Below are 23,164 nucleotides of genomic sequence, written 5' to 3' on the forward strand. Positions count from 1 at the left end.
CCATTCATTATAGGAAACTTACAGGCTAGTTTCATAACTTATCCTCCCATCCAATTGCGGGGCAACATGCTGCTTTTTATTACCCAGGTCTTCCAGGTAAGCAATTATTGCATCACGTATTTTCTCACCACTGTTTATGTACTGCTGATTTTCTTCTAACATCTCAAGGCCATCGCCACCCGCTGCCACATAATCGTTAGTTACCAAGCAGTAATTTCTATTATAATCTATTTTCTCTCCACCTATTTTTACCTCGGTTGCTTTATCGTTAGCTATAATCATTTTCACTCCGCCTACACTTCCTCCGCCATGATTGGCTATATAATCCAGAAATGCCTGCATCTGTTCTCCTTTTAGTTCCAGCAAAACCATTTCATTCTCAAAAGGCATTAACTCAAAAATATTTCCAACGGTAATTTCTCCTTTTGGAAGTGTCGATCGTATTCCCCCATAATTAAAGAAAGATACATCGGGAGTAAGCTTCAGGTTCTGATCCCTCGCAACATTTGCTCCCTGCTCAAGTAATAAATCAGCCAAAAAGTTAGTTAGCAGACTTTCCGGCTTATCTTTTACCAACTCATTGTCAGAAATTACAAGTACCCGATTCATATCTTTTTCAAGGATCTTTTTGTAAGGAGCGTAAAGCTTAACAATTGTACTATCCATTGCTCCAACTTCTTCAGATACAGGAACATTATCAGTTTCATAACTTTTTTGAACAAACTGTGTTTTACATGAAAAAACGAAGATTGCACAAGTTATTAACAACACATAGCTGATAGATTGTCGCATAAATAAATTATAATTTTTTTCGTTAATCCTATTTTAGCATTATTGTTGTATAAGCAAACAAAATAGTATTAAACATGTTCGTGTCAAACTTACATATAAAATCAGTTATCAAAATAATTTTAATATTTTTTTTAGTAACATTTCTGCTTCCCGTAAACAGCTGGTCGCAATCAAAAGAAGTTGTTGCACTAAAGGGGGATGGAATTTACCGTTTACTCACCCGGCACGGCTTGTCGTCGGTTGAATATATGGATGATTTTATTGCCTTAAACAAAAGCAGTCTGGGAAGGAATAATTCCTTGCTGGCTGGTGTAAAATACAAACTTCCTGATTCAGAGGATTCAAGCGGAATGACCAAATCAGCAGCGGCACCATCAAAAGGCACCGGAAAAATAATGCATTACAACATATTTGGAAATAATTATGCTGATGTTGAGATTGAAAGCAATGACCTGAAAGGAGCTGTATATTACATTGTAGGAGGCCATGGAGGTCCTGATCCTGGTGCTGTTGGGAAATACAACGGACAAATAGTTTGTGAAGATGAATATGCCTACGATGTTTCATTACGCCTTGCACGTAATTTAATTGCGCAAGGCGCCACTGTTTACCTGATTACCCGCGATAAAAATGATGGCATTCGCGATGCTTTAAACCTGAAAGCCGATAAAGACGAAGTTTGTTATCCGAACCTAACAATCCCACTAAACCAAACAAGACGTCTTCGGCAACGGACAGATGCAGTCAATCAGTTATACAAAAAACACAAAGGTTCTTTTCAACGCATGATAGCTTTGCATATTGATTCCAGGAGCAAAAGAGAAAATATCGATATATTTTTCTATCACGACAGACGAAGTAAAACGGGAGAAAAAGCATCAGAGATACTTCGGAATACCATTGAAGCAAAATACCGCGAGAATCAACCCAGCCGGGGCTACACTGGTACTGTTTCGTCAAGAAATTTATATATTGTTCGAAACACCTGGCCTACTGCAATATTTATTGAGTTAGGGAACATGAATCACCAGCGCGATGTAAAACGTTTGGTGATTCCCAATAACAGGCAGGCCGTAGCCAACTGGTTAACACTTGGTTTAAAAACCGATTTCAAAACAAATAAATAGCCCACGCCTTATTCGCTCAACCTAAAACCACACCGTTTGTTATGCTTGTGTGAAACAAAAACAAATGATAATACTTTTTGATGGTGTTTGTAATCTCTGCAATTCTGCCGTTGATCTTATACTAAAAAAAGCGCGTGAGAGCGATTTTAAGCTTATTGCTCTGCAATCGAAAGAAGGTCAAAAGCTATTAAAAGAATTTGATTTGCAGCTTCAGGTAAACACCGTACTACTCATTCAAAACAATCAGGTATTAGCTGAATCTGATGCGATTCTTGAAATCTGCAAACACCTTCGCCCACCATGGAGCTGGCTGAGGATATTTAAAATTCTACCGAAAACAGTCCGAGACTCACTGTATCGTTGGGTAGCAAATAACCGCTACAAATGGTTTGGCAAAAGAACGACCTGTCGTAGCTTTTAAAACCTCCCTTTATCAAGTATTCACCTACGAGCTACTAATATTTATATACGAGTAGGGATTATTTTGCACTCGCAAGTGCTTTTTACCACCTCGCAGCTATATATCTATGGTAGCATCAATAAAAATCACAGAGAGGGTATCTGGAAAATCATATCTGACCGAAAACAAAGTTTTGGAGAGTTAGGCTAAATCTTGACTAGAAGACGAAATCGCCACTTTCAAAATCACGGTACAGTTTCGACAGATCGCCCAGCCATTTGCTAATGCGCTTTATGGCTTCGAGGGTGTCAACAGATATTTCTTTTTGTTGCATTTTAAGCAGCAGAAATCCATAAACGGCAGTAATGCCCACGTCTACATCGTTTTTGGCCTCCGGATTTTTTTCTTTCAACTCCATTACCAACCCTGCAACAGTTTTGTAAGTTTGCACATACATACCGTCTTTCGAGGTTTCCATCAGCTTTAAATGAAAATCGTTTACATCCGCAACCAGGTTCGTTAGAAATTGGAAATGCCCTTTTTCCCGAATTTGCTCTTTATCCATCATCAGTACCAAATTAGCATACCAATCGGTAATGGCTGCTTTTGTTGTATCATCAGCCTGATAACCGGAAACTAAACGCTCTTCAATAAGCTCCATGTCCAGTTTAAAAGCCCTAATCATATCTTCAATTTGATACAAATACAGGATGTATTCAGCAATATTCTCTTTTCGTTTTTGTTTTGCTACAAGCATATTTTCTGTTTTATGTTTTCTTCTCAGTGAAAGGGAAATTCAAGTCAAACGGAATAGTTACAAATTCGATCTCAAACTCAATCTTGCTTCAATCTCGAAGTCTCGCCCTCTCAGTGCTCACATTCTGTCACATAATCCTTCAATCTTCCGTCACTCATTCTACCAATCGAAAAAGTCATCCAAATCGCGTCGGTCTTTTTTGGTCGGTCGCCCGGTACCTTTTTCTCTTGCACTCCAGCGCATGTGTTTTTGCATCTCGAGCAACTCAATCTCTTCCAGTGGTGTTACATCCTCCAAAAAATCGGATACCAATTTGGCGCCCATCCTTTTACCTGACAGCGCCAGCACTTTAAAACTCTTGGTAATGGGTGATTTCCGTACTTTTATTACCTCCCCAACATGAACTTCGCGAGAGGCTTTTACTGCCACGTCATCGATAGTTATGTGGCCTTTTTTACAAGCTTCGGTAGCCTGACTGCGGGTCTTAAAAATCCGCACGACCCACAACCATTTATCTATGCGAACTCCCTGTGTCATCTATCGTTTGTTATGAAAATTCATGGTACGGTCGACACCAATTGTACCAAAACTTTTTATAATCTCAATAGAATCGTCAATCTTAAAAGGCAATTCCTTTTGCTCAACTTTTGACCACTCGCCTAGTACATAATTTACCTGGTGCCCTTTATGGAATTCGTCGCCAATGCCAAAACGCAAGCGTGCATAATCGTTTCGTCCCAGCACCTGGTTAATGTTTTCAAGCCCGTTATGACCGCCAGCTCCACCTTTTGCACGTACTCTGAGCGTACCAAATGGCAATGCCAGGTCGTCAACCAGAACCAGCATGTTTTTAACGTCGATCTTTTCTTTTTGCAACCAGTAATTTACTGCCCGCCCACTCAGATTCATGTAGGTGGTTGGCTTGAGTAAAATAAACGTTCGGCCTTTGAATTTATATTCGGCAACAAAACCGTAACGCTTATCGCTAAAACTAATATTGGACGCCTCAGCGAGTGCGTCCAATATTTGAAAGCCAATATTATGGCGAGTATTTTTATATTCTGGTCCTATATTACCGAGTCCGGCAATTAAGTATTTCATACGATCTATTTTATGATTATGGTATCGTATGAAATTCGCCTTGCTTAAACAAGACGTATTTCATTTGAATATAATTTATTCTTCAGTTGATTCTGATGCTTCAGCTTCAGCTCCTTCTTCTCCTTCTCCTTCTCCTTCTCCTTCTTCTTCAGCACCACCTGCAGCAGATTTTGCTGCCCTGGTAATACTTACGCTAACAATAACATTCGATTTAGGGTCTAAGAGCTCAACTCCCGGTAGATTTAAATCTCCTACTTTAATCGTTTCACCGATATCGAGTTTTGTTACATCAATATCAATTGTATCAGGCAAATTCGCTGCCAATGCTCTTACACTAAGACGACGAAGCGTAGTATTTAACTTACCACCTTTCTTTATACCTTTTGCAAAACCTTCAACTTTTACAGGAACATTGATTTTGATCGATTTATCATCATTAATTTGAAGAAAATCTACATGAAGTACAACCTCATCAACCGGGTGCCATTGAATGTCCTGCATAAGTGCTTTATATACAGTTCCGTCAATGTCAAGGTCAATCAGGTATACACTTGGGGTATAAACCAATTGTCTTAACTCGGCAAAAGAAACCGAAAAGTGAACCGGCTCATCACTACCATACAATACTGCAGGTGCTTTTTCTTCTAAGCGAAGTTTTTTAGCATCCTTCTTTCCAAGAGATTTTCTTAACTCTCCTTTAATTACTACTGATTTCATTTTAAATAATTTACGTTAATAAATATGGTACTCAGTCCTCCCTTCCTTTTTGGTCGGGCAAACAGCATGCACATTATTACTGCGTCTGCTTATGGAAAAAGCGGTGCAAAAATAGAAATTATTTATAATATAACGAACTTATTGACTGATTTTTATATACCCTGCGAATGGCTTCGCCAAAAGCCTCGGCTGTAGAGATGTATTTAATTTTATCGCAGCCCGTTTTTGGCTTTATCGAATCAGTAAAATACACTTCTTCCAATTCCGATTTTTCAATCCTTTCCACTGCCGGCCCCGACAATACACCGTGTGCAGCAAAAGCACGAACACTTCTAGCTCCCTTTTTCTTCATCAGGTTGGCAGCTTTAGTTATTGTTCCCGCCGTATCAATCATATCGTCAACTATAATCACGTCTTTATTTTCTACATCACCAATAACAGTCATGTTACCCACTTCATTCGGACGCGCTCTTGTTTTATGGCAAATTACAATACCGGTATTCAACATTTTTGCATAAGTATTGGCACGTTTTGTCCCCCCCACATCGGGCGATGCAATAATCACATTGTCCAGCCCCATTTTTTCTATGAACGGAACAAAAAGTGTTGACGCATATAAATGGTCAACCGGAACATTAAAGAATCCCTGAATCTGATCAGCGTGTAAATCCATAGTAATAAGTCGATCAACTCCGGAAACTGAAAGCAGGTCAGCAATCAGTTTGGCACCTATTGAAACCCTGGGTTTATCTTTACGATCCTGACGCGCATAACCAAAATAAGGTATTACTGCGATTACTTTATAAGCACTGGCACGTTTTGCTGCATCAACCATAAGCAGCAGCTCCAAAAGGTTATCGGCCGATGGAGGTGTTGATTGCACAATAAAAATATGCGAGCCACGAATGGTCTCTTCGTAGCATGGTTCAAATTCGCCATCAGCAAAAACCGGGCACGAAGAATGCCCCAGATCAACGTCCAGACTATCGCAAATTTTTTCAGTTAAATATCTGGTTGCCCGTCCGGTAAAAATTTTAAGTGGGTTCGTTTTCATCTCCATTTATTTAATTATTTTTATTTCGACACAATGATTTGGAGGGTACATGGCGAAATTGCGGGTGTATTTTTCAGTAGTAAAATTCAGCATTACTTTGTGTTTCGCCATTTTTGTTTCATTGAATATTACAGATATACCGCAAAGTTAACAACTTTACAGGTATCTTAAATTATTGTGGCTTATTTACGTTGTTCAAATCAACGAAAAATCATTCTCCTTTATTCACATCGGCTATCAAACCAAGAATTTCGTCTTTACCAGTTCCCTTTTCAGCCGAAGATATAAAATAACCGGGCATCGTTTCCCAAATTGCAAACATCTTTTCTTCGTATGCTTTTAATTTATTTTCCAGTTCTTTTGGTTTCAGCTTATCGGTTTTTGTAAAAACAATATTGAAGGGAATTTCACTAATACCCAGCCATTCCATAAATTCAAGATCTACTTTTTGTGCTTCATGGCGCGAGTCGATTAACACAAACAGGCAGTACAGGTTTTCTCTTTTCAGAATATAGTTCTTGAGCATTTTCTCCCATTTCAATCGTTCGGCTTTAGGCACTTGTGCATAACCATAACCAGGCAAATCAACCAGGTACCATTCTTTGTTAATTAGAAAATGATTGATTAAACGGGTTTTCCCGGGTCTGCCTGAAATTTTCGCCAACGATCTTTTGTTGGTGAGCATATTTATTAACGATGATTTGCCCACATTCGACCGGCCTATAAAAGCATACTCCGGCCGATCGGGTGCCGGACATTTATCAACTTCAGTATTGCTCATCACAAACTGAGCTTCCTTTATCTCCATAAAAGGTGCGTTTTTAGAATGATTTCTTAAGGTAAGAATTATTCTTTTATTTAATAAAAACCTCGAGTATTTTTACCGATTCACTTTTTGGTTTCAACTGAACTGACTCCAGACTGGCCGGCAAAAGAACCGTCTCTCCCATCGTCACTTTTTCTGTGCCACCTTCAGTTACAATTTCAAAATCGCCTTCCAACGTCATATAAATAACAAACGAATCGAGCTGGTTGTAATCTTTATCCAACTCTTTATTGAATTCGATAATATTGGTGGTGAAATACGGGCAGTTTACAATTTCTACCGCTTTATTTTCCTCGGTGCTATAGTCTGTTTTATACCGACTCGAGTACGAAAAATCAATGGCATCAAGTGCCAAATCGGTATGTAATTCCCGTTCGTTTCCTTTATCGTCTTTGCGGTTGTAATCGAAAATGCGGTATGTTACATCCGAAGTTTGCTGAATTTCGGCCACCAAACATCCTTTACCAATAGCATGAACACGACCTGCCGGGATAAAGTAAACATCACCCACTTCGGCCTCATCGTAATGCAGCAAATCAGTTAATTTTCCTGCATTAAGATATTCAAGGTATTTCTCGCGATCAACTTCCTGGTTAAAACCCGAATTAATAAGTGCGCCTTTTTCGGCTCCGGCCACATACCACATTTCTGTTTTCCCGTAGGCATTGTGCCTTTCTTTCGATAGATTATCATCGGGATGCACCTGAATAGACAAATCGTCCTGCGCATCGATAAACTTAATAAGCAGCGGAAATTCCTCTCCAAATTTTTTGTAGACCTTATCACCTACCAAATCTCCCATGTAGATTTCGATCAGTTCATTCAAGTCGTTGCCGGCCAAAAAACCGTTGCTCACCATCGAAATATTTCCATTTACTCCTGAAAGTTCCCAACTTTCGCCACAGTTAGGCATATCGCCAAAATCTTTGTTCAGAATGGTTTTCATTCGATTTCCACCCCAAATCTTTTCATGAAAGATTGGTTTAAACTTTATGGGATAAAGGTTACTCATAATTCGTACGGATTATCGATAAATATTTATAAAAATTAAAAGTTAAAATCTACAGCAGCACGAGCATCGGTAGTTTCGCCAATGCGTTTTACTACTTTTAAATGCTCGGGATGCACCCGATATACATCAAGGTCTTCAACACTTTCGAAATGCGAAAGCAAAGCCATATCGTAGCTTTTTGAATCTAATTCGTAATTTTCGCCTACTTCAATGTGCTTTAGTTCAGCGATTTTATCCTTTAAACCCAATAGCATTGCTTTTAGTTCGGCAATTATTTCCGTTTTTTCTTCGGACGGATAATCCTTCAATTTAAAAAGAACGACGTGATTAATCATTGCTGTCTATTTTTTGTAACTTGTGCTTTTATGGCTGCGAAAATAGTGTTTTCTTAGCGTTTAATTTTAATCTTCAATTATCATTTAACAAATAAATTGAACAGTATGCTGGTAATTGGCATTGCAGGCGGCACCGGATCGGGAAAAACCACAGTTGTAAATAAAATCAGCGAAAAGTTTTTTGATAACGAGGTTGCCATACTTTCGCACGACTCGTATTATTACGACAACAGTAACCTTTCGCTGGAAGAACGAAGGCAAAAAAATTTCGACCACCCCGATGCAATTGAATTTGATCTTATGATTGATCACGTGAAGAAACTAAAAAATGGTGACGCTATTAACGAACCTGTTTATTCGTTTATAAGTTGTACACGGCAAACTGAAACCAATAGTGTTGAGCCCAAAAAAGTATTAATTATTGAAGGAATATTGTGTCTTACAAATAAAATGCTTCGCGATTTAATGGACATAAAAGTTTATGTTGACTGCGACTCGGATGTTCGACTGGCACGAGTTATACAACGGGATATTCAAGAGCGCGGAAGAGACGTTGAGCAGGTACTTAAACGATACAATAAAACCGTTCGCCCTAGTCACATTCAGTTTATCGAGCCAACAAAACGTTTTGCCGATATTATAATCCCTCAGGGAGGTAAGAACAAAATTGCCATCCAGATTTTAACCAACCACATACTACAAACATTAAACAAAACCTGATGCTTAAAAATTTAAACATCGAAGAGATTCTTTTTCTCGACATTGAAACCGTGCCACTAGCACCGGAATATACCGAGTTAAATGAAAAATGGCAGCAACTTTGGGAGCGCAAAATGCAATTCCAGATTAACGATGGCAAGCTACCAGACGAGCTGTACGAGCGGGCAGGAATTTATGCAGAGTTTGGTAAAATAGCATGTATTTCTGCTGGTTACGTGGTCCAGAAAAAAGGAGAACCCTTTTTCCGTGTAAAATCGTTTTATGATGACGACGAAAAAACGTTGATCCAGAATTTCTTTAATGCGCTGGATGGTTTTGGTCGGGCCGGAAAACGCAGGTTATGTGCACATAATGGTCAAGAATTTGACTTCCCCTATATCTCAAGAAGAGCTTTAGTGAATAATTTAACGCTTCCCAAAGTACTCGACATTGCCGGAGCGAAACCCTGGGAAGTAAAAGATATTTTGATAGACACATTGCAGCTATGGAAATTTGGTGATTACAAACACTACACCTCTTTGTCGCTCCTGTGCGAACTGTTTAATATTCCCACTCCAAAAGACGACATTGACGGCAGCCAGGTTGCCAAAGTTTATTGGGAAGAAAATGATATCGACCGTATAGTAAAATACTGCGAAAAAGATACAATGGCTGTTGCCAACCTGCTGTTAAAATACAAAGGCGATAAGATTATTCCTTTTGAAAATTTGGAAAGTGTTTAGGTTGAGGAAGAGATGGCGAGCACTGAGATAGTTAGACATTGAGATTGAGGAAGATTGATTCTGACATTGAATCTGAAACTTTCTTTTGCTCCCGACGCTTCGGGCGGGATTTCGCCCAGCGTTGCTGTTCTCAACTTTCTACTTTTGCCTTGAGATTACGCGGCGTTAAAACTTCATCACCCGATCCATCTCGCGTTTGGCATCTTTGCTTTTTAGCGTCTCGCGTTTGTCGTATGTTTTTTTACCGCGGGCCAAAGCGATCTCCAGTTTTGCTAATCCGCGGTCATTCACAAACAATTTTGTGGGCACAATTGTAAGTCCCGATTCTTTTAACTTCTTATCGAGCTTTTCAATTTCTTTTTTGTTGAGTAATAACTTCCGGTCGCGTTTGGCGATATGGTTATTTACCGTACCCATTTCGTATTCAGCAATGTGCAGATTTATCACATACATTTCGCCTTTTATCAAGGTACAGAAAGAATCGGTAAGGTTAACCTTTCCGTTACGAATGGATTTAATTTCTGTTCCTACCAATTTTATTCCGGCCACAAAACGTTCGATAAGCTCATAGTTAAAAGAGGCTTTACGATTTTTAAGGCTAATATTTTGTTGTGGTTTGTGTGACATATTTCCGGTAAATGTATTAAAAACTGAGTAGTAGTTTCGATAAGAAAATACTTAAAAAACTAAATATAAAAAAGTTAACCACAATTGTGATTAAAATATAACTGTGCTCCTTGCCGTCGGGGAAAGTTAATAATTCCTTTGCGCCAATCCAAAACAGATAAAAACTGTACATCCCTATAATATCAACCACATACAAAAAAGGAAACAAACCGGTAATTACCGAAACCAAAAGCATTGGTGTCATCGAATAAACCACCAGTTTACGGGCAACATCAACATTCTTTTCAGTACCAAAAGTCTTCATCAACTCTTTGGTAAAAAATACGCTGATGAAGTATTGCAATACAAAAAGTAAAACTTCGCGGGAGGCTTTAAACAGCGGGAACTGAACAAAAAAATCGCTACGCTGAAAAAACTCGCCAATAAAAACAGCCACTGCCCCTGCCAATGCAATTGGCAATAAGTAGGTCAACCAAAGTTTTTGGTCGTCAGCCGTTTCCTTTTGCTCCACCCAAAATCCTTTCGGATTTACAATTATAAATTTGACTTCTCCAATAAGTTTTGAAAATGAAAACTCCATCACTCACAATTTTGCCGCAAAAATACACTTTTTTAAAGAACATACTATTTATGCTGGATGAGAGTTCCTTGTAAAAGTTATTAAACGAACAGGGAGGGTGAGACTGTGAGACTGTGAGATGGTGAGGCGGTGAGGCGGTGAGCGCTGAGACTTTGAGCACTGGGATTCTGAACTCCAAACTTTCACCGCGTTCCTAACGCTATTTTTTATTCTGCTTTCGTTCCTGGATAAGTGCTTGCAATGCAAACATCTCGTCTCGCAAACGGGCAGCCTCAATAAAATCGAGATCTTTAGCGGATGCCTGCATTTGTTTTTTCGTTTTTTCAACAGCTTTTTCCAATCCTTCAACACTCATGTATTGAACAACCGGATCTGCGGCAATATCGGGTTGGCCCATTCCTCCTTCATATTCCTTATTCTTATCGCTACGGTACTTGTATCCAATAATTTCGCGGGTTGGTTTTACAATTGCTGTTGGTACAATGTTGTGCTCTTCATTGTATTTCAGCTGCTTTTCGCGGCGGTAGTTGGTCGAGTCGATGGTTTTCTGCATGGATTTGGTAACTTTATCGGCATACATAATTACCATGCCGTTAAGATTACGTGCTGCCCTACCAGCCGTTTGTGTAAGCGATCGTTCAGAGCGTAAAAAACCTTCTTTATCAGCATCCAGAATTGCTACCAGCGACACTTCGGGTAAATCCAGCCCTTCCCGCAACAAGTTGATACCCACCAGCACATCAAAGTCTCCTCTTCGCAATTGCTCCATTATTTCCACACGCTCCATCGTATCTACATCAGAGTGAATATACCGGGTTTTTACGCCCATATTCACCAGGTATTTCGATAATTCTTCCGCCATTCTTTTGGTTAGCGTAGTAACTAATACCCGCTCGTTTTTATCAATCCGAATATGAATTTCGTGCAACAAATCATCGATTTGATTGGCACTTGGCCGTACATCAATTATTGGATCCAGCAATCCGGTTGGGCGAATAATCTGCTCAACCACAACTCCTTCGCATTTTTCCAGCTCATAATCGGACGGCGTGGCACTTACATAAACCACCTGATTTACGAGCTTCTCAAATTCTTCAAATTTTAGCGGGCGGTTATCAATAGCTGCGGGCAATCGAAATCCGTATTCTACCAGATTTACTTTCCTAGAGTTATCGCCACCATACATGGCTCTAATTTGTCCAATGGTAACATGGCTTTCGTCAATCACCACCAAAAAATCATCAGGAAAATAGTCCATCAAACAGAATGGTCTTGTTCCGGGTGAGCGCCCATCAAAATAACGCGAATAGTTTTCTACTCCCGGGCAATAGCCCAATTCACGCATCATTTCCATATCGTATTCGGTACGCTCCAAAATGCGTTTTGCTTCGAGGGGTTTTCCAATTTCTTTAAAAAACTCCACCTGTTTCACCAAATCATCCTGAATTTGATGAATGGCAGTTTTCATGCGGTCTTTTGTGGTAACAAAAATATTGGCCGGATAAATTACAATTTCATCCATTGTTTCAATCGTCAGGCCGTCTTCCGGATCAAAACTTGCCAGTTCTTCAATTTCATCGCCCCAAAAAGTAATCCGATAGGCCACATCTGCATAAGCCGGAAAAATATCAACCGTATCTCCTTTAACCCTAAAATTTCCTCGTTTGAACTCCACCTCACTCCTGCTGTACAGAGCTTCAACAAAACTGTACAGCAAGGCGTTTCGCGAAACTTCGTCGCCAACACTCACCTTTGTTACGTTTGCGTGAAAGTCCTCCGGGTTTCCAATTCCGTATAAACACGAAACTGAAGAAACCACCACAACATCGCGTCTTCCGGAAAGCAAAGCCGATGTCGTACTCAAGCGTAGTTTTTCAATATCCTCATTAATGGATAAGTCTTTTTCGATATAGGTATCGGTGGTTGGCAAATAAGCTTCCGGCTGGTAATAATCATAGTATGAAACAAAATACTCCACGGCGTTCTCCGGAAAAAACTGCTTCATTTCGCTGTACAATTGCGCAGCTAGTGTTTTATTATGGCTCAACACCAATGTGGGGCGTTGTACTTCTTTAATAACATTGGCCATGGTAAATGTTTTCCCCGAACCTGTTACGCCAAGCAAGGTTTGAAAACGCTCTCCACTCTTCACTCCTTCAGTTAGTTGCCTTATTGCCTCCGGCTGATCTCCGGTAGGTTTATAATCCGATACTACGTTAAAATCCATTAGGCTTTTCTAAGTATTATTCACTCCAAATTTAGTCCTAATATAACGACCTCCACCTACTTTTTTCCCTATTTTTGCCCGCGATCATTAAAAATTGGTGATTTGGTTGGACCCAAATTGCTTCATAACGTACTAAATATGAATTGGATAAAACACATGTGTTTCATTGTGCTTTTTTTTGGAATTTCTGCCTTAACATTAGCACAAAACGAAACTGTAACTCCAAGCTTCCAGACATCGAAACCCAATGGGCTATATATTGGCGGGCAAATCTCTACCAATGGATTTGGCGGAAATTTACGCTATGCGCTAAACGATAAGTTCTCGTTTAGAGCCGGATACGAAACCCTGTCGTTAAGCTATGATTTTAATTTTGACGAAAACGACATTAGTTACAATGCTAATATGGATTTTAAAACCGGAGGCCTGCTTGCCCTGGTAGATTTTGCCTATACAAAGAACCTCTATATTTCGGCAGGAGCCGTATTCAGCTCGTTCAACACGGAAGTTACAGGTTACGCGATTAGCGACTTTGAATATGGAGATATTATTATTCCATCGGAAGAAATTGGAGATTTTTTAATTACTGCAAAACCAGGCCTGAGTGTTTCGCCCTATGGCGGTGCCGGATATCGTTCTTTTTGGGGGAAACGCGAAGGAATTGTTTTTAGTTTTGAAACAGGCTTGTATTACATGGGGCCTCCGGATATTGAAATTGAAGCTACCGGTTTGTTGGCTCCTACTGCCGATCCCGCTTTCGGACAGGCAGAATACCTGGAATACCAGTTTGATGCGTACAAAATTTACCCGGTTATAAAACTAGGGCTCGCAGTAAAACTATTTTAATAGCAAAAACACAACTGTATGAAAAACAAAGTATCACACTTTTCCAAAATAATAGTTGGGCTTTTTTTAGCAGCGGCAATTTTTGGTTGCGGAAAAATGTTAGATGATCCGACAATCGATAAAGACACGGGTGAAGATATAAACCTTCTGATCGTTGATTTCAATTTTTTTACCAGCCGTGTGGATTTCAGACTGGTAGATGCCAACGACAATTCGTTGATTACCAAGTCGGCTAAAATATGGTTTACAGGAAAGAACGCAAACGACATTGTAAATTTTGCCGGTGAAAAAAACAGCGAATACATCACTCCGCAAGGGCAAATGGAGCTTACTATTGATCCAAATGTTCCGGTTTCAGCAACAAATCCGTTTACTTTCGGAATTCATGTTGAGGTTGATGGTTACCAGGCTTTTTCTCAGGGAATTGAACTACTATCAGAAGGGAAAAAAACCTTCGAACTACAGCTTGTTAAAGAATCGGGCGAAGATGATACACTTACCGGAACGGAAAATGATGATTCATTTATTTTCTCCTACCTCGTTGAAAAATCAGGATCAGTAGAAGAAAAACCGCATAAAATTCAGTTCAGCATAACAAAAGCTGATATGATTCAATTCACTGATTCATTCGGAAATCAGCTATTCAACAGTGTTGAAGAACTGGAAACGGCCTATGCAAACAGCAACAAAGAAAATTTTCTGCAATTAACAATAGACAATAAAAAAACCGATTATAATGCCGGCATTGACCTTGTACATGTTGATGGACAAACGAAATCGGCTCTATTTCACAAACTGGAATCAGGAAGTTTTGGCTCGTTAGTAATTGACGGACGTTTGGTCACCAACTTTCAGAATGGTGGAATAACAGCAACCTGCTCTTATCTGTATTCTTCGGAGCCGGACATGTTTGGATTTACCAATTTTGAAACCGCCAGCTGGAGTTTCTCGGGAAAAAGTAAATGGTTCACTTCAACCGACTTCTCGTACCTGGTTGCGGAGGCTTCTCTTGATATTTGTTCCACTGGTGCCGAAATAAAATTCACGTCAAACGTTCAATCCAGCTTTTCAATTGATGCTGATATTTATGATGCCAATGGATTAATGATTAAAAGCACCAACTTTAAGGGTAAATTTCCTGAGACTTTTAAAATGGAGAATGTTCCCTCAGGTGCAGCAACTTTTATTTTCAGAAATAACAATCCGGCCTTTGCACCAATTAGCGATTTATCGGTTTCAGACCTTTGCAGCGGAACATACGATGTAGATGTTGAAATGACTGATGGTTACGAAGAATACCAGATTGTTTTAAAAGCTATTTGCCCCGATAATCCTACAATTGCAATTGCGCCAACTTACAGTGGCCAGATTCGGATAAAAAATAGCAACGATGACTGGCAGGGAATAGATATGGAAGGAGGAATTGTAAATGTGCTGGCTAAACCCGACGAAGTTTACGTCTTACGATTATTATGGGAAGATGAATGGGAAACAGCAGATTTTTCAACTAAATTTGATGCCAACGGAAATTACATTAACAAAACCAACTCGAAAGTTGAAGCCGAACAATTGGAAGACGGTCGGACAAGGTTTATAATTGATCATGAGTTTAAGCAGAATATTTGCAATGATATGGGGTGGTAAAACCTTAACCTAATTTTAAAAAGGATTCAGAATTTAGTTATATTCACTAAATCTTGAATCCTTTTTTTTTATGCCTTAAAAACATCGTAATAATCGATTACCAGAGTGGCCATCATGCCTGCCGAATGAGCAGCTTTCATTCCGGGCTCTCCATCTTCAAAAACCTGGCAGTCTGCAGGAGCAACTCCCATTTGTTCGGCGCAGCGTAAAAAAGTTTCGGGATGTGGTTTTGGATTTTTAACATCATCAGCAGAAACCAAAATTTCGATATAATCTTTTAATCCAATTATTTCAAGCGCTTTCCAGGAGAGACGGGTACAACCACCGGTTCCCACAGCAATTGGCAGCTTTCCATGGTATTGTTTTACCAGATCAATTACCGGATCAATTGGTTTAATTTTGTGCATCATACGTTCGTATTCTGCCTCTTTTTCATTCCCCACTTCCTCGGGATTAAGCGATGAGCCATAAACCTCGTTAATTTTAACAATGGTTTCAACAACCGGAACTCCTGCCAATGCCAAAAACATTTTTGCTGAATAATCAATACCATACTTTCCCAGGATCTTTTGGTAAGCAACAAAATGTACGGGCATGGTATCGGCCAGTGTTCCATCCAAATCAAATATTAAACCTTTTGCTTTTGAATTTATTTCTAATTTTTGCATTGTTTCTATTTTATTATTGGCAAAAGTAAGCTTTTACTACCTGAATATTGAAAGGGCTTTTTACATTTAAGAAAAATGTTAACCTTTGTTTCCGGTAATTTAATAATCGATGACAGAAGTATTTCTTTACACATTTCCCCAGTGGTTTGTTTTCGCTGCACTTTTTGGCATAGTTTACGGCTGGGTAGAAAACAAAAAAGCTTTTCGTTTAATTGGCCTGACTGCCTTTATCGCATTGGGCTTCTTTTCGCTATACGTAATTTTGGGCGATTACCTTGCGCCCGGCCAATTTCTAACACCCGAAGAGGTAATGCAAGAAGAGCTAAACGACCTAATTATAAATGAAGCGCCCATTGAAGCACAACTATTACCTGCCTACCTGGGTTTTATTGCATCATCCGTATTGGCTATGGCAGCCCTTATTCTCGATTGGCTGAATAAGAAGTATTATCGATTATTTGTTGTACTTGCCAGCCTTGTTGCTTTGCTCGGATTTTTTATTGTGGTAGGAGCAGTACGTTCGGTATAGTTTTGCTTAGTTTTTTAAGCCAATGTAATTTATCCCTCAAGCCTCTACTTTCAATATGTTAGCTATTTATAAAAAATGAATTCAACTTGTTAACAAAACTTCGGTTTTCATTAGGGGTTTTCCTATCTTGCACCAAAATAATAACAGACAAATTTATTGATTATGAATCCACAGGCTGCTGAACTTAACAGCATAATTCAAGCAAAAAGCACCCCCGTTTTTGAACTACTTTCGGAGAGAGGAAAGAATATTTTCTTTCCAAAAAAAGGAATTCTGGGACAAACAGCTGAAGCGAAAGGCACAAAGATAAATGCAACCATTGGAGCCGCAATTGAAGATGACGGAACACCCATGCGACTGGAAGCTGTGGCTTCAAAGATCAATATGGATCCATCGTTGGTTTTTCCGTATGCTCCTAGTTTTGGTCGGCCCGATATCAGGGCAAAATGGAAAAGCATGATCTACGGTAAAAATCCATCGCTCGATGGGGTTGAGCTAAGTCTGCCGGTAGTTACTAACGCGCTTACGCACGGTATTAGCATGGCCGGTTATATGTTTGCAAATCCGGAAGATGAAATTATCGTTCCCGATCTTTTTTGGGGAAACTATAATCTGACTCTAACAAATGCATACGGCTGCTCGTTAAGCAAATTCAACTTGTTTAAAGAGGGAGGTTTCGATCTTGAAGCTTTTGAAACCAAACTTAATGAAGGTGAAATTGGCAAAAAAATCGTTGTCCTGAATTTTCCGAATAATCCATCGGGTTACACACCAACAATAGAAGAGCAAGATGCAATTGTAGCCATTATAGCAAAAGCAGCCGAAGCGGGCAATAAAATCGTTACCATTACCGATGATGCTTACTTCGGATTGGTTTATGAAGAAGGGATTGCTACGGAAAGTATTTTTTCGCCACTCAGTCAGTTACACGAAAACGTGTTGGCCGTAAAAGTTGATGGGGCTACAAAAGAAGATTACGTTTGGGGATTCCGCGTTGGATTTATAACCTACGGAATAAAAGGTGGGGATGCCGAATTATACACTGCGCTTGAAGCAAAAACAGCCGGTGCCATTCGTGGAAATATTTCGAATGCCGCCAATATTTCGCAATCGCTACTACTTTCAGCTTTCGAAAGTATTGAATATACGCAGCAAAAAGAAGCGAAATACCACATCATGCAAAAACGTTACGATGCGGTAAAAGAGGCATTAACCGAAGAAAAATATACAGAATGTTTTAAGGCCATTCCGTATAACTCGGGTTACTTTATGTGTATCCAGTTGGCCGACGGGCTGGTTGGTGATGAAGTACGCCAGGTATTGATAAAAAAATACGGAATAGGATTAATCGCGTTGGGTAACGTACTACGAATTGCATTCTCGGCAGTAGCGGCCACTCATGTAAAAGAATTGTTCGACGGTATTTACAAGGCTTGTAAAGACTGCAAGAAATAACAACTGTGTTCAGTCACAGCCCGGAAAAGCTGCTTCATTTTTTTGATGCGGCTTTTTTTATGTCATTCGAACAACGTGAGAAATCTTTTCCATCAAGAATGCTGCAGATTTCTCAGTCGTTCCTCCTTCGAAATGACAGTTTAAAGTTTAGCTGCTAAATCCTCGAAAGTCATCATTTCAACGCCCAATTTTTCCCATTCTTCAAACGGCAAAGGAATATTGGGAAGTTCTTTAATTGCATCTTCTATCACAATAACGCGCTCCACCCTTTTCGACAGCCCAACAACCGCATCGTTTACACAAACATTGGTTGTAACACCATAAACCACCACGATTTCAGGATTGATATTTTCCAATATATTATCGGTAAATGGATTTCCGGCAAACACATCAAAAGCATCTTTCCGAATGACAATATTCCTTGCCGATTGAACCGCTTCAAAATTATTATAGTCATAATTCCAATCAAATATCACCGGCTCTTCAGGTTGCGTTTCGGCAACATATTCTGCCCCGGGCGTGTTAGCCATACAGTGTTGCGGGAAAGTATTTACAAAGTCAGGAGTATCTGATAGCTCGGCCGATTCAGAATAATGAAAATCAGCGGTATTTACTACACAAATATTTTTTTGCTTTGCAAAATCAGTAATTTGCTGCCAAAGTGGTTTTATTTTTTCAGCACCTTCGACATATAACTTGCCTTCGGGCTCTACAAAATCTACTTGGGTGTCGACGTTCCAAAATATTAGTTTCTCGTTTTCCATTTCTTTATCATTTAAATGCAGCATGAAATTTTAGCCTCAACTTCGCTGTTAAAATCTTTTAAAATTACTAAAACAAAAAAATTAATCACTATTTTCATGCCTTCTGTAATTTCAGATGTTAATAGAATACTCACAAAGTAATACTTAAATTCAAACACAGTTCAACAACGAACTACAAAAAAGAAAATATGAAAAAATTTGTTTTTACCATGCTGGCATTTTTAGTAATTGCCCCAATTTTGGTGTCGGCACAAGACATGCTCAAACAGGCAGTACCAGTTGATCCTGCTATCAGAACAGGAAAACTGGAGAATGGGATGACCTATTTTATTCGTCATAACGAAGAACCCAAAGAACGGGTAAGCTTTTATATGATACAAAATGTTGGTGCCCTGCTCGAAAACGACAATCAGAACGGTCTTGCTCACTTTTTAGAGCACATGGCTTTTAACGGTACCCAACACTATCCTGGAAAAGGATTTCTGGATTATCTGGAAAAAAACGGTGTAGCTTTTGGGCGAAATATTAACGCCTACACATCATTCAACGAAACAGTTTATAACCTTAGTGATGTACCAGCTACTCGCGAAGGACTAATTGATTCATGCCTTTTGGTATTGAACGACTGGTCGAACTACCTGTTGCTAAGCGATGAAGAAATTGAGAACGAACGTGGTGTAATTTCAGAAGAGTGGAGAACACGGCGTAATGCAGGTTTCAGAATGCGCAATCAGTGGTTCCCTGTAGTTTTTGAAGGTTCCAAATGGGCCGAGCGCGATGTGATTGGCGATTTGAACATCATTAAAACCTTTGAACCGGAAACTTTACGCAGTTTCTACCACGACTGGTACCGCACCGATTTGCAGGCCATTGCAATTGTTGGCGATATTGATGTTGACCAGGTTGAAGCAAAAGTAAAAGACTTGTTCTCGAAAATACCGGCGGTTGAAAATCCGCAACCTCGTCCACATTTTGAAATCCCGGAGCACGATGAAACAAAGTTTGTTTTGGCAACTGATGAAGAAGCAACAAATTCAAGCATTTCAATCTATATAAAACACAAAGGAGTCTCACGCGACGATAAAAATATTGGGTATTTGCGCGACGATTATATCGCCACCCTTTTTAATCAAATGAGTCGCGAACGAATTTCGGAACTGCTTCAAAAAGGAAATCCTCCATTTATTAGCGGAAGTGTCCAGATAAGTGGATTTGTAAGAGGCTACGATGCTGCTTTCATTACAGCTACTGCTAATCCCGATAAAGAAGATGAAGGATTGAAAGCGATTTACACGGAAGCACAGCGCATTGTTCATCACGGATTTACCGATGGCGAATTGAACCGCGCTAAGGTAAACCTGCTTACCTCCATGGAAAGTGCCTACAAACAGCGCGACAAAATTAGCAACGACCAATATGTTAGTGGCATTACAAACTACTTCCTTGAAGGCGAACCGCTGACTGATGCTGAGTTCGATTGGCAATTTGGTCAAGCTATTATGCAGACAATTACCTTGGCCGATGTGAACAAACTGGCCACCGATATGATTGTTGACAAAAATCGGGCAATAGTTATTACCGGTCCGGATGGTGGAGCAAAACACCTCACGGAAGAAGAAGCTCTGGCTATTTTGGATGAAGTGGAGAATTCAACCATCGAACCATACGAAGATACAGCCGAAGCTGCCTCACTAATTGAAGGTGAATTACCGGGAGCGGACGTTGTTTCAACAAAACAACTGGACGAACTGGATGCAGTAGAGTGGAAACTGAGCAATAATGCCACAGTGGTGTTTAAACATGCCGACTACGAAAAAGATGAAGTTTCGTTACGCGCATACAGCCCAGGTGGAAATTCATTGCTGGATGCAGAGGACCTGCAGGCTGCAAGTATGCTTCCACAGTTTATTGGATCGTTTGGTGTTGGAGAATTCGATGCCATTGCTTTGCGCAAAGTATTGACCGGAAAAACGGCAGCAGTGGCAACCAGCCTCGGTCGATTAACAGAAGGCTTTAACGGCAGCAGTACACCTAAAGATTTTGAGGTAATGATGCAGTTGCTGTATTTGCAGTTTAACAATCCGCGTTTCGATAAAGAAGCCTACGAAGCATTAAAAACAAGGTATGTGGCCTTCCTGCAAAACATGGCAAATAATCCGCAAAAGATTATGAGCGATTCCCTTACGTTGATTGCAACCGACTACAACGAGCGCACGAAACTCATGTCTGCCTCCATGTTCGATGAGATCAACTTTGCACAAATGGAAGAGGTTTACAACGACCGTTTTAAAGATGCCGGTGATTTCACCTTTTTTATTGTAGGAAATATAGAAGAAAATGTGGCAAAAGAAATGGCCGTAAAGTATATCGGATCTTTGAAAGACCTGCCGGGAGAAGAAAAATGGATTGACCACAAGATAAGAATACCAAGTGGTACTACCGAAAAGAAAATTGATGTACCATTACAAACTGAAAAAGGAACAGTTAATATTCTTGTCCGTACCGAACTGGCTTATACTCCTGAGAGCAATATTAAACTTGATGTATTACAAGGCATTCTACGTTTACGTTACACCGAAGAGGTACGTGAAAAAGAAGGTGGCACCTATGGCGTTGGAGTTGGATCATCGTCGAACCAATACCCATACGAAAGAAAAACACTGCAAATTAATTTCGATACCGATCCTGAAAAAGCTGATCATCTGAAATCGATCATTTTCCGCGAAATTGACAAAATTGTTGCAGAAGGCCCAACACAGGATGATCTGGACAAAGTTATTCTGAACATGAAAAAAGAGCGTGCACAAGCCAAAGAACATAACAGTTACTGGATGAATGCTCTTTACAACAAGTATTACCACGGATTTAATACTGATGCTGAAGAAAATTTCGATGCTATTTTGGAAGGCTTAACAACTGCGCAAATTCAAAAATTCACCAAAGCATTTTATTCTGATGCTGATGTTGTAGATGTGGTTTTCTTACCGAAAAAAGCAGAATAGATAAGTCCTTAACAACGATAAAAGAAAGTCCATGGTTTTGAAATCATGGACTTTTTTATTGCAGAACTAATTTGATTAAATGTTTAAAGAAAAAAACATTTCCGAAGCTTAAACTTTTGTTTAAAAGCAGTAGGTACAAGCTTTCACGCCTGAAAGTTCGTTTAAACGCCGGCGGGAAAGATTTTGCAGTTTAAACGTTAGTTTACGCCCTGCGACGTAAAAAAAATATTCATGATTCCAAGGAATCGCCAACAGCTAACCCAGAGCGACGTAATTCGTTGAATTACTCTGCTCTGGGCTAAAATAACACGCACTTTCAGCGCTCTTTCTTTTTCTGACAAAAGGAGATAAAAAAAATAAAGGGCTGAAAGTCCGTAATAATTCAGCCCCAGGCAAACGACCCGCCGGATGGCGGAAAGTATCACCCGGGTTATTGAAAAGTTTTAAAAAAGGCGCAAATGCGAAAACTGATTGAAAATGAAGCCTGCCATGCGCCTTACATAGAAACCTTTTTTCAGAGATTGAGCGTAAAATAGTTAAGCATAAAGGGTAGCTACTCTTAGGGAGGGACGATTGTGTCGAAGGCAGAATCAGTGTGAGTTTTTAAATTTTAAAGCAGATTTTACCATTAATTTTTATTGGACTTTCAGAAAAAAGACCGGAAACTTTCGCTTCCAGCCTTAGTGCAGTTTTTATTTTAAAAATATCTGAACAGTTAACGATTATACCGATGAGTTTTACTATCGGCCTAAACAATTGTAATTTCAGAGTTTCGCCTAAAGCTCACTCTCTAAAACAATTGGCTTACTCGATCACAAACTCAAATTCTTCATCGGTTGGAGGCGTGCACATTTCATCATTGCAACTCATCCATTGGATATAGCCCGTAACTTTTGCAGGCTTTTCTGTCACCCACACTTTGTGCGAAATAACCGCCTTGTCTTTAAAATAAGTTACTTCCATATCGAAGATTTTGTCTTGCATCTTTTTTGAAGGCGTAACCTCCACAGCTTTTCCAAAATCTTTACAATTTTCCAGCGTCTCGAAATTAAACGACGTTTTTACCGGGCCACCATCCTCCATATTTACACCATATAGTTTAAAACCCATATCGATATTTGCAGTAGCAACAATCTCGTATTGGTTACCACCTTTCAACGGCTTTATTTCAATATCCCATTTTACGGGTTCCATCAATTGTGCCTGAGCCAATGCTGCAAGAGCAATAAATCCCAGTGCGAAAACTAGCTTCTTCATCA

24 protein-coding genes are annotated in these 23,164 nt (G+C 39.6%); 9 read left to right on the plus strand and 15 right to left on the minus strand.

The window, feature by feature from the left end:
- Nucleotides 1–18 precede the first annotated feature (18 nt).
- The gene (locus tag G0Q07_RS14920) at nt 19–792 is read right to left on the minus strand and encodes a 5'-nucleotidase C-terminal domain-containing protein (protein WP_163347567.1); all 774 of its coding nucleotides are present in this window, start codon (nt 790–792) and stop codon (nt 19–21) included.
- Nucleotides 793–866: 74 nt separating this feature from the next.
- Between G0Q07_RS14920 and G0Q07_RS14925 the strand changes: the two genes are divergently transcribed.
- Together G0Q07_RS14925 and G0Q07_RS14930 are read left to right on the plus strand one after the other, a co-directional pair.
- Nucleotides 867–1,919, plus strand: coding sequence for an N-acetylmuramoyl-L-alanine amidase family protein (locus G0Q07_RS14925; protein ID WP_163347569.1), 1,053 nt, complete (start codon nt 867–869; stop codon nt 1,917–1,919).
- A gap of 64 nt (nt 1,920–1,983) precedes the next feature.
- The gene (locus G0Q07_RS14930; RefSeq protein WP_163347571.1) at nt 1,984–2,340 is read left to right on the plus strand and encodes a thiol-disulfide oxidoreductase DCC family protein; all 357 of its coding nucleotides are present in this window, start codon (nt 1,984–1,986) and stop codon (nt 2,338–2,340) included.
- A gap of 196 nt (nt 2,341–2,536) precedes the next feature.
- On the opposite strand, the gene G0Q07_RS14935 is transcribed toward G0Q07_RS14930, so the two are convergent.
- The 8 genes from G0Q07_RS14935 to G0Q07_RS14970 form a co-directional block, all read right to left on the minus strand.
- Nucleotides 2,537–3,076: a DUF4924 family protein gene (locus G0Q07_RS14935; protein WP_163347573.1), complete on the minus strand. Its 540-nt coding sequence runs from the start codon at nt 3,074–3,076 to the stop codon at nt 2,537–2,539.
- A 159-nt stretch (nt 3,077–3,235) separates the two neighbouring features.
- On the minus strand, nt 3,236–3,613 hold the full coding sequence (locus G0Q07_RS14940) for an RNA-binding S4 domain-containing protein (protein WP_163347575.1): 378 nt from the start codon (nt 3,611–3,613) through the stop codon (nt 3,236–3,238).
- Complete coding sequence (gene pth, locus G0Q07_RS14945; protein WP_163347577.1) at nt 3,614–4,177, minus strand: aminoacyl-tRNA hydrolase; 564 nt, start codon at nt 4,175–4,177, stop codon at nt 3,614–3,616.
- Between the two features lie 75 nt (nt 4,178–4,252).
- Nucleotides 4,253–4,894 (minus strand): 50S ribosomal protein L25/general stress protein Ctc, encoded by a 642-nt coding sequence (locus G0Q07_RS14950; protein ID WP_163347579.1) that lies wholly within the window; start codon nt 4,892–4,894, stop codon nt 4,253–4,255.
- 118 nt (nt 4,895–5,012) lie between these two features.
- Nucleotides 5,013–5,948: a ribose-phosphate pyrophosphokinase gene (locus G0Q07_RS14955; protein ID WP_246222909.1), complete on the minus strand. Its 936-nt coding sequence runs from the start codon at nt 5,946–5,948 to the stop codon at nt 5,013–5,015.
- A 211-nt stretch (nt 5,949–6,159) separates the two neighbouring features.
- Nucleotides 6,160–6,756 carry a ribosome biogenesis GTP-binding protein YihA/YsxC gene (yihA, locus tag G0Q07_RS14960; protein WP_163347583.1) on the minus strand — a complete coding sequence of 199 codons (597 nt, stop codon included), beginning with the start codon at nt 6,754–6,756 and terminating at the stop codon, nt 6,160–6,162.
- Nucleotides 6,757–6,802: 46 nt separating this feature from the next.
- Nucleotides 6,803–7,786, minus strand: a complete 984-nt coding sequence (locus tag G0Q07_RS14965) for a type I phosphomannose isomerase catalytic subunit (protein ID WP_163347585.1) — start codon at nt 7,784–7,786, stop codon at nt 6,803–6,805.
- A gap of 35 nt (nt 7,787–7,821) precedes the next feature.
- Nucleotides 7,822–8,121 carry a Dabb family protein gene (locus tag G0Q07_RS14970; RefSeq protein ID WP_163347587.1) on the minus strand — a complete coding sequence of 100 codons (300 nt, stop codon included), beginning with the start codon at nt 8,119–8,121 and terminating at the stop codon, nt 7,822–7,824.
- Nucleotides 8,122–8,226: 105 nt separating this feature from the next.
- Between G0Q07_RS14970 and udk the strand changes: the two genes are divergently transcribed.
- Both udk and G0Q07_RS14980 read left to right on the plus strand, forming a co-directional pair.
- On the plus strand, nt 8,227–8,841 hold the full coding sequence (udk, locus tag G0Q07_RS14975) for a uridine kinase (RefSeq protein ID WP_163347590.1): 615 nt from the start codon (nt 8,227–8,229) through the stop codon (nt 8,839–8,841).
- Nucleotides 8,841–9,563 (plus strand): 3'-5' exonuclease, encoded by a 723-nt coding sequence (locus G0Q07_RS14980; protein WP_163347592.1) that lies wholly within the window; start codon nt 8,841–8,843, stop codon nt 9,561–9,563. The genes udk and G0Q07_RS14980 overlap by 1 nt, the downstream gene beginning before the upstream one ends.
- A gap of 165 nt (nt 9,564–9,728) precedes the next feature.
- Here G0Q07_RS14980 and smpB read toward each other — a convergent pair whose 3' ends face one another.
- The 3 genes from smpB to uvrB all read right to left on the minus strand — a co-directional run bounded on the left by smpB (nt 9,729) and on the right by uvrB (nt 12,997).
- Nucleotides 9,729–10,190, minus strand: coding sequence for an SsrA-binding protein SmpB (gene smpB / locus G0Q07_RS14985; protein ID WP_163347601.1), 462 nt, complete (start codon nt 10,188–10,190; stop codon nt 9,729–9,731).
- A gap of 16 nt (nt 10,191–10,206) precedes the next feature.
- Nucleotides 10,207–10,770: a Yip1 family protein gene (locus G0Q07_RS14990; RefSeq protein WP_163347603.1), complete on the minus strand. Its 564-nt coding sequence runs from the start codon at nt 10,768–10,770 to the stop codon at nt 10,207–10,209.
- Nucleotides 10,771–10,969: 199 nt separating this feature from the next.
- Nucleotides 10,970–12,997, minus strand: coding sequence for an excinuclease ABC subunit UvrB (gene uvrB / locus G0Q07_RS14995; protein WP_163347605.1), 2,028 nt, complete (start codon nt 12,995–12,997; stop codon nt 10,970–10,972).
- 138 nt (nt 12,998–13,135) lie between these two features.
- Between uvrB and G0Q07_RS15000 the strand changes: the two genes are divergently transcribed.
- Together G0Q07_RS15000 and G0Q07_RS15005 are read left to right on the plus strand one after the other, a co-directional pair.
- The gene (locus tag G0Q07_RS15000; protein WP_163347607.1) at nt 13,136–13,843 is read left to right on the plus strand and encodes a hypothetical protein; all 708 of its coding nucleotides are present in this window, start codon (nt 13,136–13,138) and stop codon (nt 13,841–13,843) included.
- Between the two features lie 18 nt (nt 13,844–13,861).
- Nucleotides 13,862–15,487, plus strand: coding sequence for a hypothetical protein (locus G0Q07_RS15005; protein WP_163347609.1), 1,626 nt, complete (start codon nt 13,862–13,864; stop codon nt 15,485–15,487).
- Between the two features lie 68 nt (nt 15,488–15,555).
- Here the strand turns inward: G0Q07_RS15005 and G0Q07_RS15010 are convergent, their stop codons facing one another.
- Nucleotides 15,556–16,155: an HAD family hydrolase gene (locus G0Q07_RS15010; RefSeq protein ID WP_163347612.1), complete on the minus strand. Its 600-nt coding sequence runs from the start codon at nt 16,153–16,155 to the stop codon at nt 15,556–15,558.
- Between the two features lie 109 nt (nt 16,156–16,264).
- Here G0Q07_RS15010 and G0Q07_RS15015 point away from each other — a divergent pair, with 109 nt between their 5' ends.
- Both G0Q07_RS15015 and G0Q07_RS15020 read left to right on the plus strand, forming a co-directional pair.
- Complete coding sequence (locus G0Q07_RS15015) at nt 16,265–16,684, plus strand: hypothetical protein (protein WP_163347614.1); 420 nt, start codon at nt 16,265–16,267, stop codon at nt 16,682–16,684.
- 162 nt (nt 16,685–16,846) lie between these two features.
- Nucleotides 16,847–18,139 carry an aminotransferase class I/II-fold pyridoxal phosphate-dependent enzyme gene (locus G0Q07_RS15020; RefSeq protein WP_163347622.1) on the plus strand — a complete coding sequence of 431 codons (1,293 nt, stop codon included), beginning with the start codon at nt 16,847–16,849 and terminating at the stop codon, nt 18,137–18,139.
- 140 nt (nt 18,140–18,279) lie between these two features.
- Here the strand turns inward: G0Q07_RS15020 and G0Q07_RS15025 are convergent, their stop codons facing one another.
- The gene (locus G0Q07_RS15025) at nt 18,280–18,903 is read right to left on the minus strand and encodes a cysteine hydrolase family protein (RefSeq protein WP_163347624.1); all 624 of its coding nucleotides are present in this window, start codon (nt 18,901–18,903) and stop codon (nt 18,280–18,282) included.
- A gap of 188 nt (nt 18,904–19,091) precedes the next feature.
- Here G0Q07_RS15025 and G0Q07_RS15030 point away from each other — a divergent pair, with 188 nt between their 5' ends.
- Nucleotides 19,092–21,905: a M16 family metallopeptidase gene (locus G0Q07_RS15030; RefSeq protein ID WP_163347626.1), complete on the plus strand. Its 2,814-nt coding sequence runs from the start codon at nt 19,092–19,094 to the stop codon at nt 21,903–21,905.
- An 804-nt stretch (nt 21,906–22,709) separates the two neighbouring features.
- On the opposite strand, the gene G0Q07_RS15035 is transcribed toward G0Q07_RS15030, so the two are convergent.
- A complete protein-coding gene (locus G0Q07_RS15035; RefSeq protein ID WP_163347628.1) occupies nt 22,710–23,162 on the minus strand; it encodes a protein-disulfide reductase DsbD domain-containing protein in 453 nt (150 codons plus the stop codon).
- Nucleotides 23,163–23,164: the final 2 nt, after the last annotated feature.

The sequence above is a fragment of the Draconibacterium halophilum genome (genome assembly GCF_010448835.1).
GTDB classification, from domain to species: Bacteria; Bacteroidota; Bacteroidia; order Bacteroidales; family Prolixibacteraceae; genus Draconibacterium; species Draconibacterium halophilum.

What these genes read in the sequence shown, in the direction of transcription:
- G0Q07_RS14920 (WP_163347567.1), bottom strand. Translation starts at nt 792, where the DNA reads ATGCGACAATCTATCAGCTATGTGTTGTTAATAACTTGTGCAATCTTC.
- G0Q07_RS14925 (WP_163347569.1), top strand. Translation starts at nt 867, where the DNA reads ATGTTCGTGTCAAACTTACATATAAAATCAGTTATCAAAATAATTTTA.
- G0Q07_RS14930 (WP_163347571.1), top strand. Translation starts at nt 1,984, where the DNA reads ATGATAATACTTTTTGATGGTGTTTGTAATCTCTGCAATTCTGCCGTT.
- G0Q07_RS14935 (WP_163347573.1), bottom strand. Translation starts at nt 3,076, where the DNA reads ATGCTTGTAGCAAAACAAAAACGAAAAGAGAATATTGCTGAATACATC.
- G0Q07_RS14940 (WP_163347575.1), bottom strand. Translation starts at nt 3,613, where the DNA reads ATGACACAGGGAGTTCGCATAGATAAATGGTTGTGGGTCGTGCGGATT.
- pth (WP_163347577.1), bottom strand. Translation starts at nt 4,177, where the DNA reads ATGAAATACTTAATTGCCGGACTCGGTAATATAGGACCAGAATATAAA.
- G0Q07_RS14950 (WP_163347579.1), bottom strand. Translation starts at nt 4,894, where the DNA reads ATGAAATCAGTAGTAATTAAAGGAGAGTTAAGAAAATCTCTTGGAAAG.
- G0Q07_RS14955 (WP_246222909.1), bottom strand. Translation starts at nt 5,948, where the DNA reads ATGAAAACGAACCCACTTAAAATTTTTACCGGACGGGCAACCAGATAT.
- yihA (WP_163347583.1), bottom strand. Translation starts at nt 6,756, where the DNA reads ATGGAGATAAAGGAAGCTCAGTTTGTGATGAGCAATACTGAAGTTGAT.
- G0Q07_RS14965 (WP_163347585.1), bottom strand. Translation starts at nt 7,786, where the DNA reads ATGAGTAACCTTTATCCCATAAAGTTTAAACCAATCTTTCATGAAAAG.
- G0Q07_RS14970 (WP_163347587.1), bottom strand. Translation starts at nt 8,121, where the DNA reads ATGATTAATCACGTCGTTCTTTTTAAATTGAAGGATTATCCGTCCGAA.
- udk (WP_163347590.1), top strand. Translation starts at nt 8,227, where the DNA reads ATGCTGGTAATTGGCATTGCAGGCGGCACCGGATCGGGAAAAACCACA.
- G0Q07_RS14980 (WP_163347592.1), top strand. Translation starts at nt 8,841, where the DNA reads ATGCTTAAAAATTTAAACATCGAAGAGATTCTTTTTCTCGACATTGAA.
- smpB (WP_163347601.1), bottom strand. Translation starts at nt 10,190, where the DNA reads ATGTCACACAAACCACAACAAAATATTAGCCTTAAAAATCGTAAAGCC.
- G0Q07_RS14990 (WP_163347603.1), bottom strand. Translation starts at nt 10,770, where the DNA reads ATGGAGTTTTCATTTTCAAAACTTATTGGAGAAGTCAAATTTATAATT.
- uvrB (WP_163347605.1), bottom strand. Translation starts at nt 12,997, where the DNA reads ATGGATTTTAACGTAGTATCGGATTATAAACCTACCGGAGATCAGCCG.
- G0Q07_RS15000 (WP_163347607.1), top strand. Translation starts at nt 13,136, where the DNA reads ATGAATTGGATAAAACACATGTGTTTCATTGTGCTTTTTTTTGGAATT.
- G0Q07_RS15005 (WP_163347609.1), top strand. Translation starts at nt 13,862, where the DNA reads ATGAAAAACAAAGTATCACACTTTTCCAAAATAATAGTTGGGCTTTTT.
- G0Q07_RS15010 (WP_163347612.1), bottom strand. Translation starts at nt 16,155, where the DNA reads ATGCAAAAATTAGAAATAAATTCAAAAGCAAAAGGTTTAATATTTGAT.
- G0Q07_RS15015 (WP_163347614.1), top strand. Translation starts at nt 16,265, where the DNA reads ATGACAGAAGTATTTCTTTACACATTTCCCCAGTGGTTTGTTTTCGCT.
- G0Q07_RS15020 (WP_163347622.1), top strand. Translation starts at nt 16,847, where the DNA reads ATGAATCCACAGGCTGCTGAACTTAACAGCATAATTCAAGCAAAAAGC.
- G0Q07_RS15025 (WP_163347624.1), bottom strand. Translation starts at nt 18,903, where the DNA reads ATGGAAAACGAGAAACTAATATTTTGGAACGTCGACACCCAAGTAGAT.
- G0Q07_RS15030 (WP_163347626.1), top strand. Translation starts at nt 19,092, where the DNA reads ATGAAAAAATTTGTTTTTACCATGCTGGCATTTTTAGTAATTGCCCCA.
- G0Q07_RS15035 (WP_163347628.1), bottom strand. Translation starts at nt 23,162, where the DNA reads ATGAAGAAGCTAGTTTTCGCACTGGGATTTATTGCTCTTGCAGCATTG.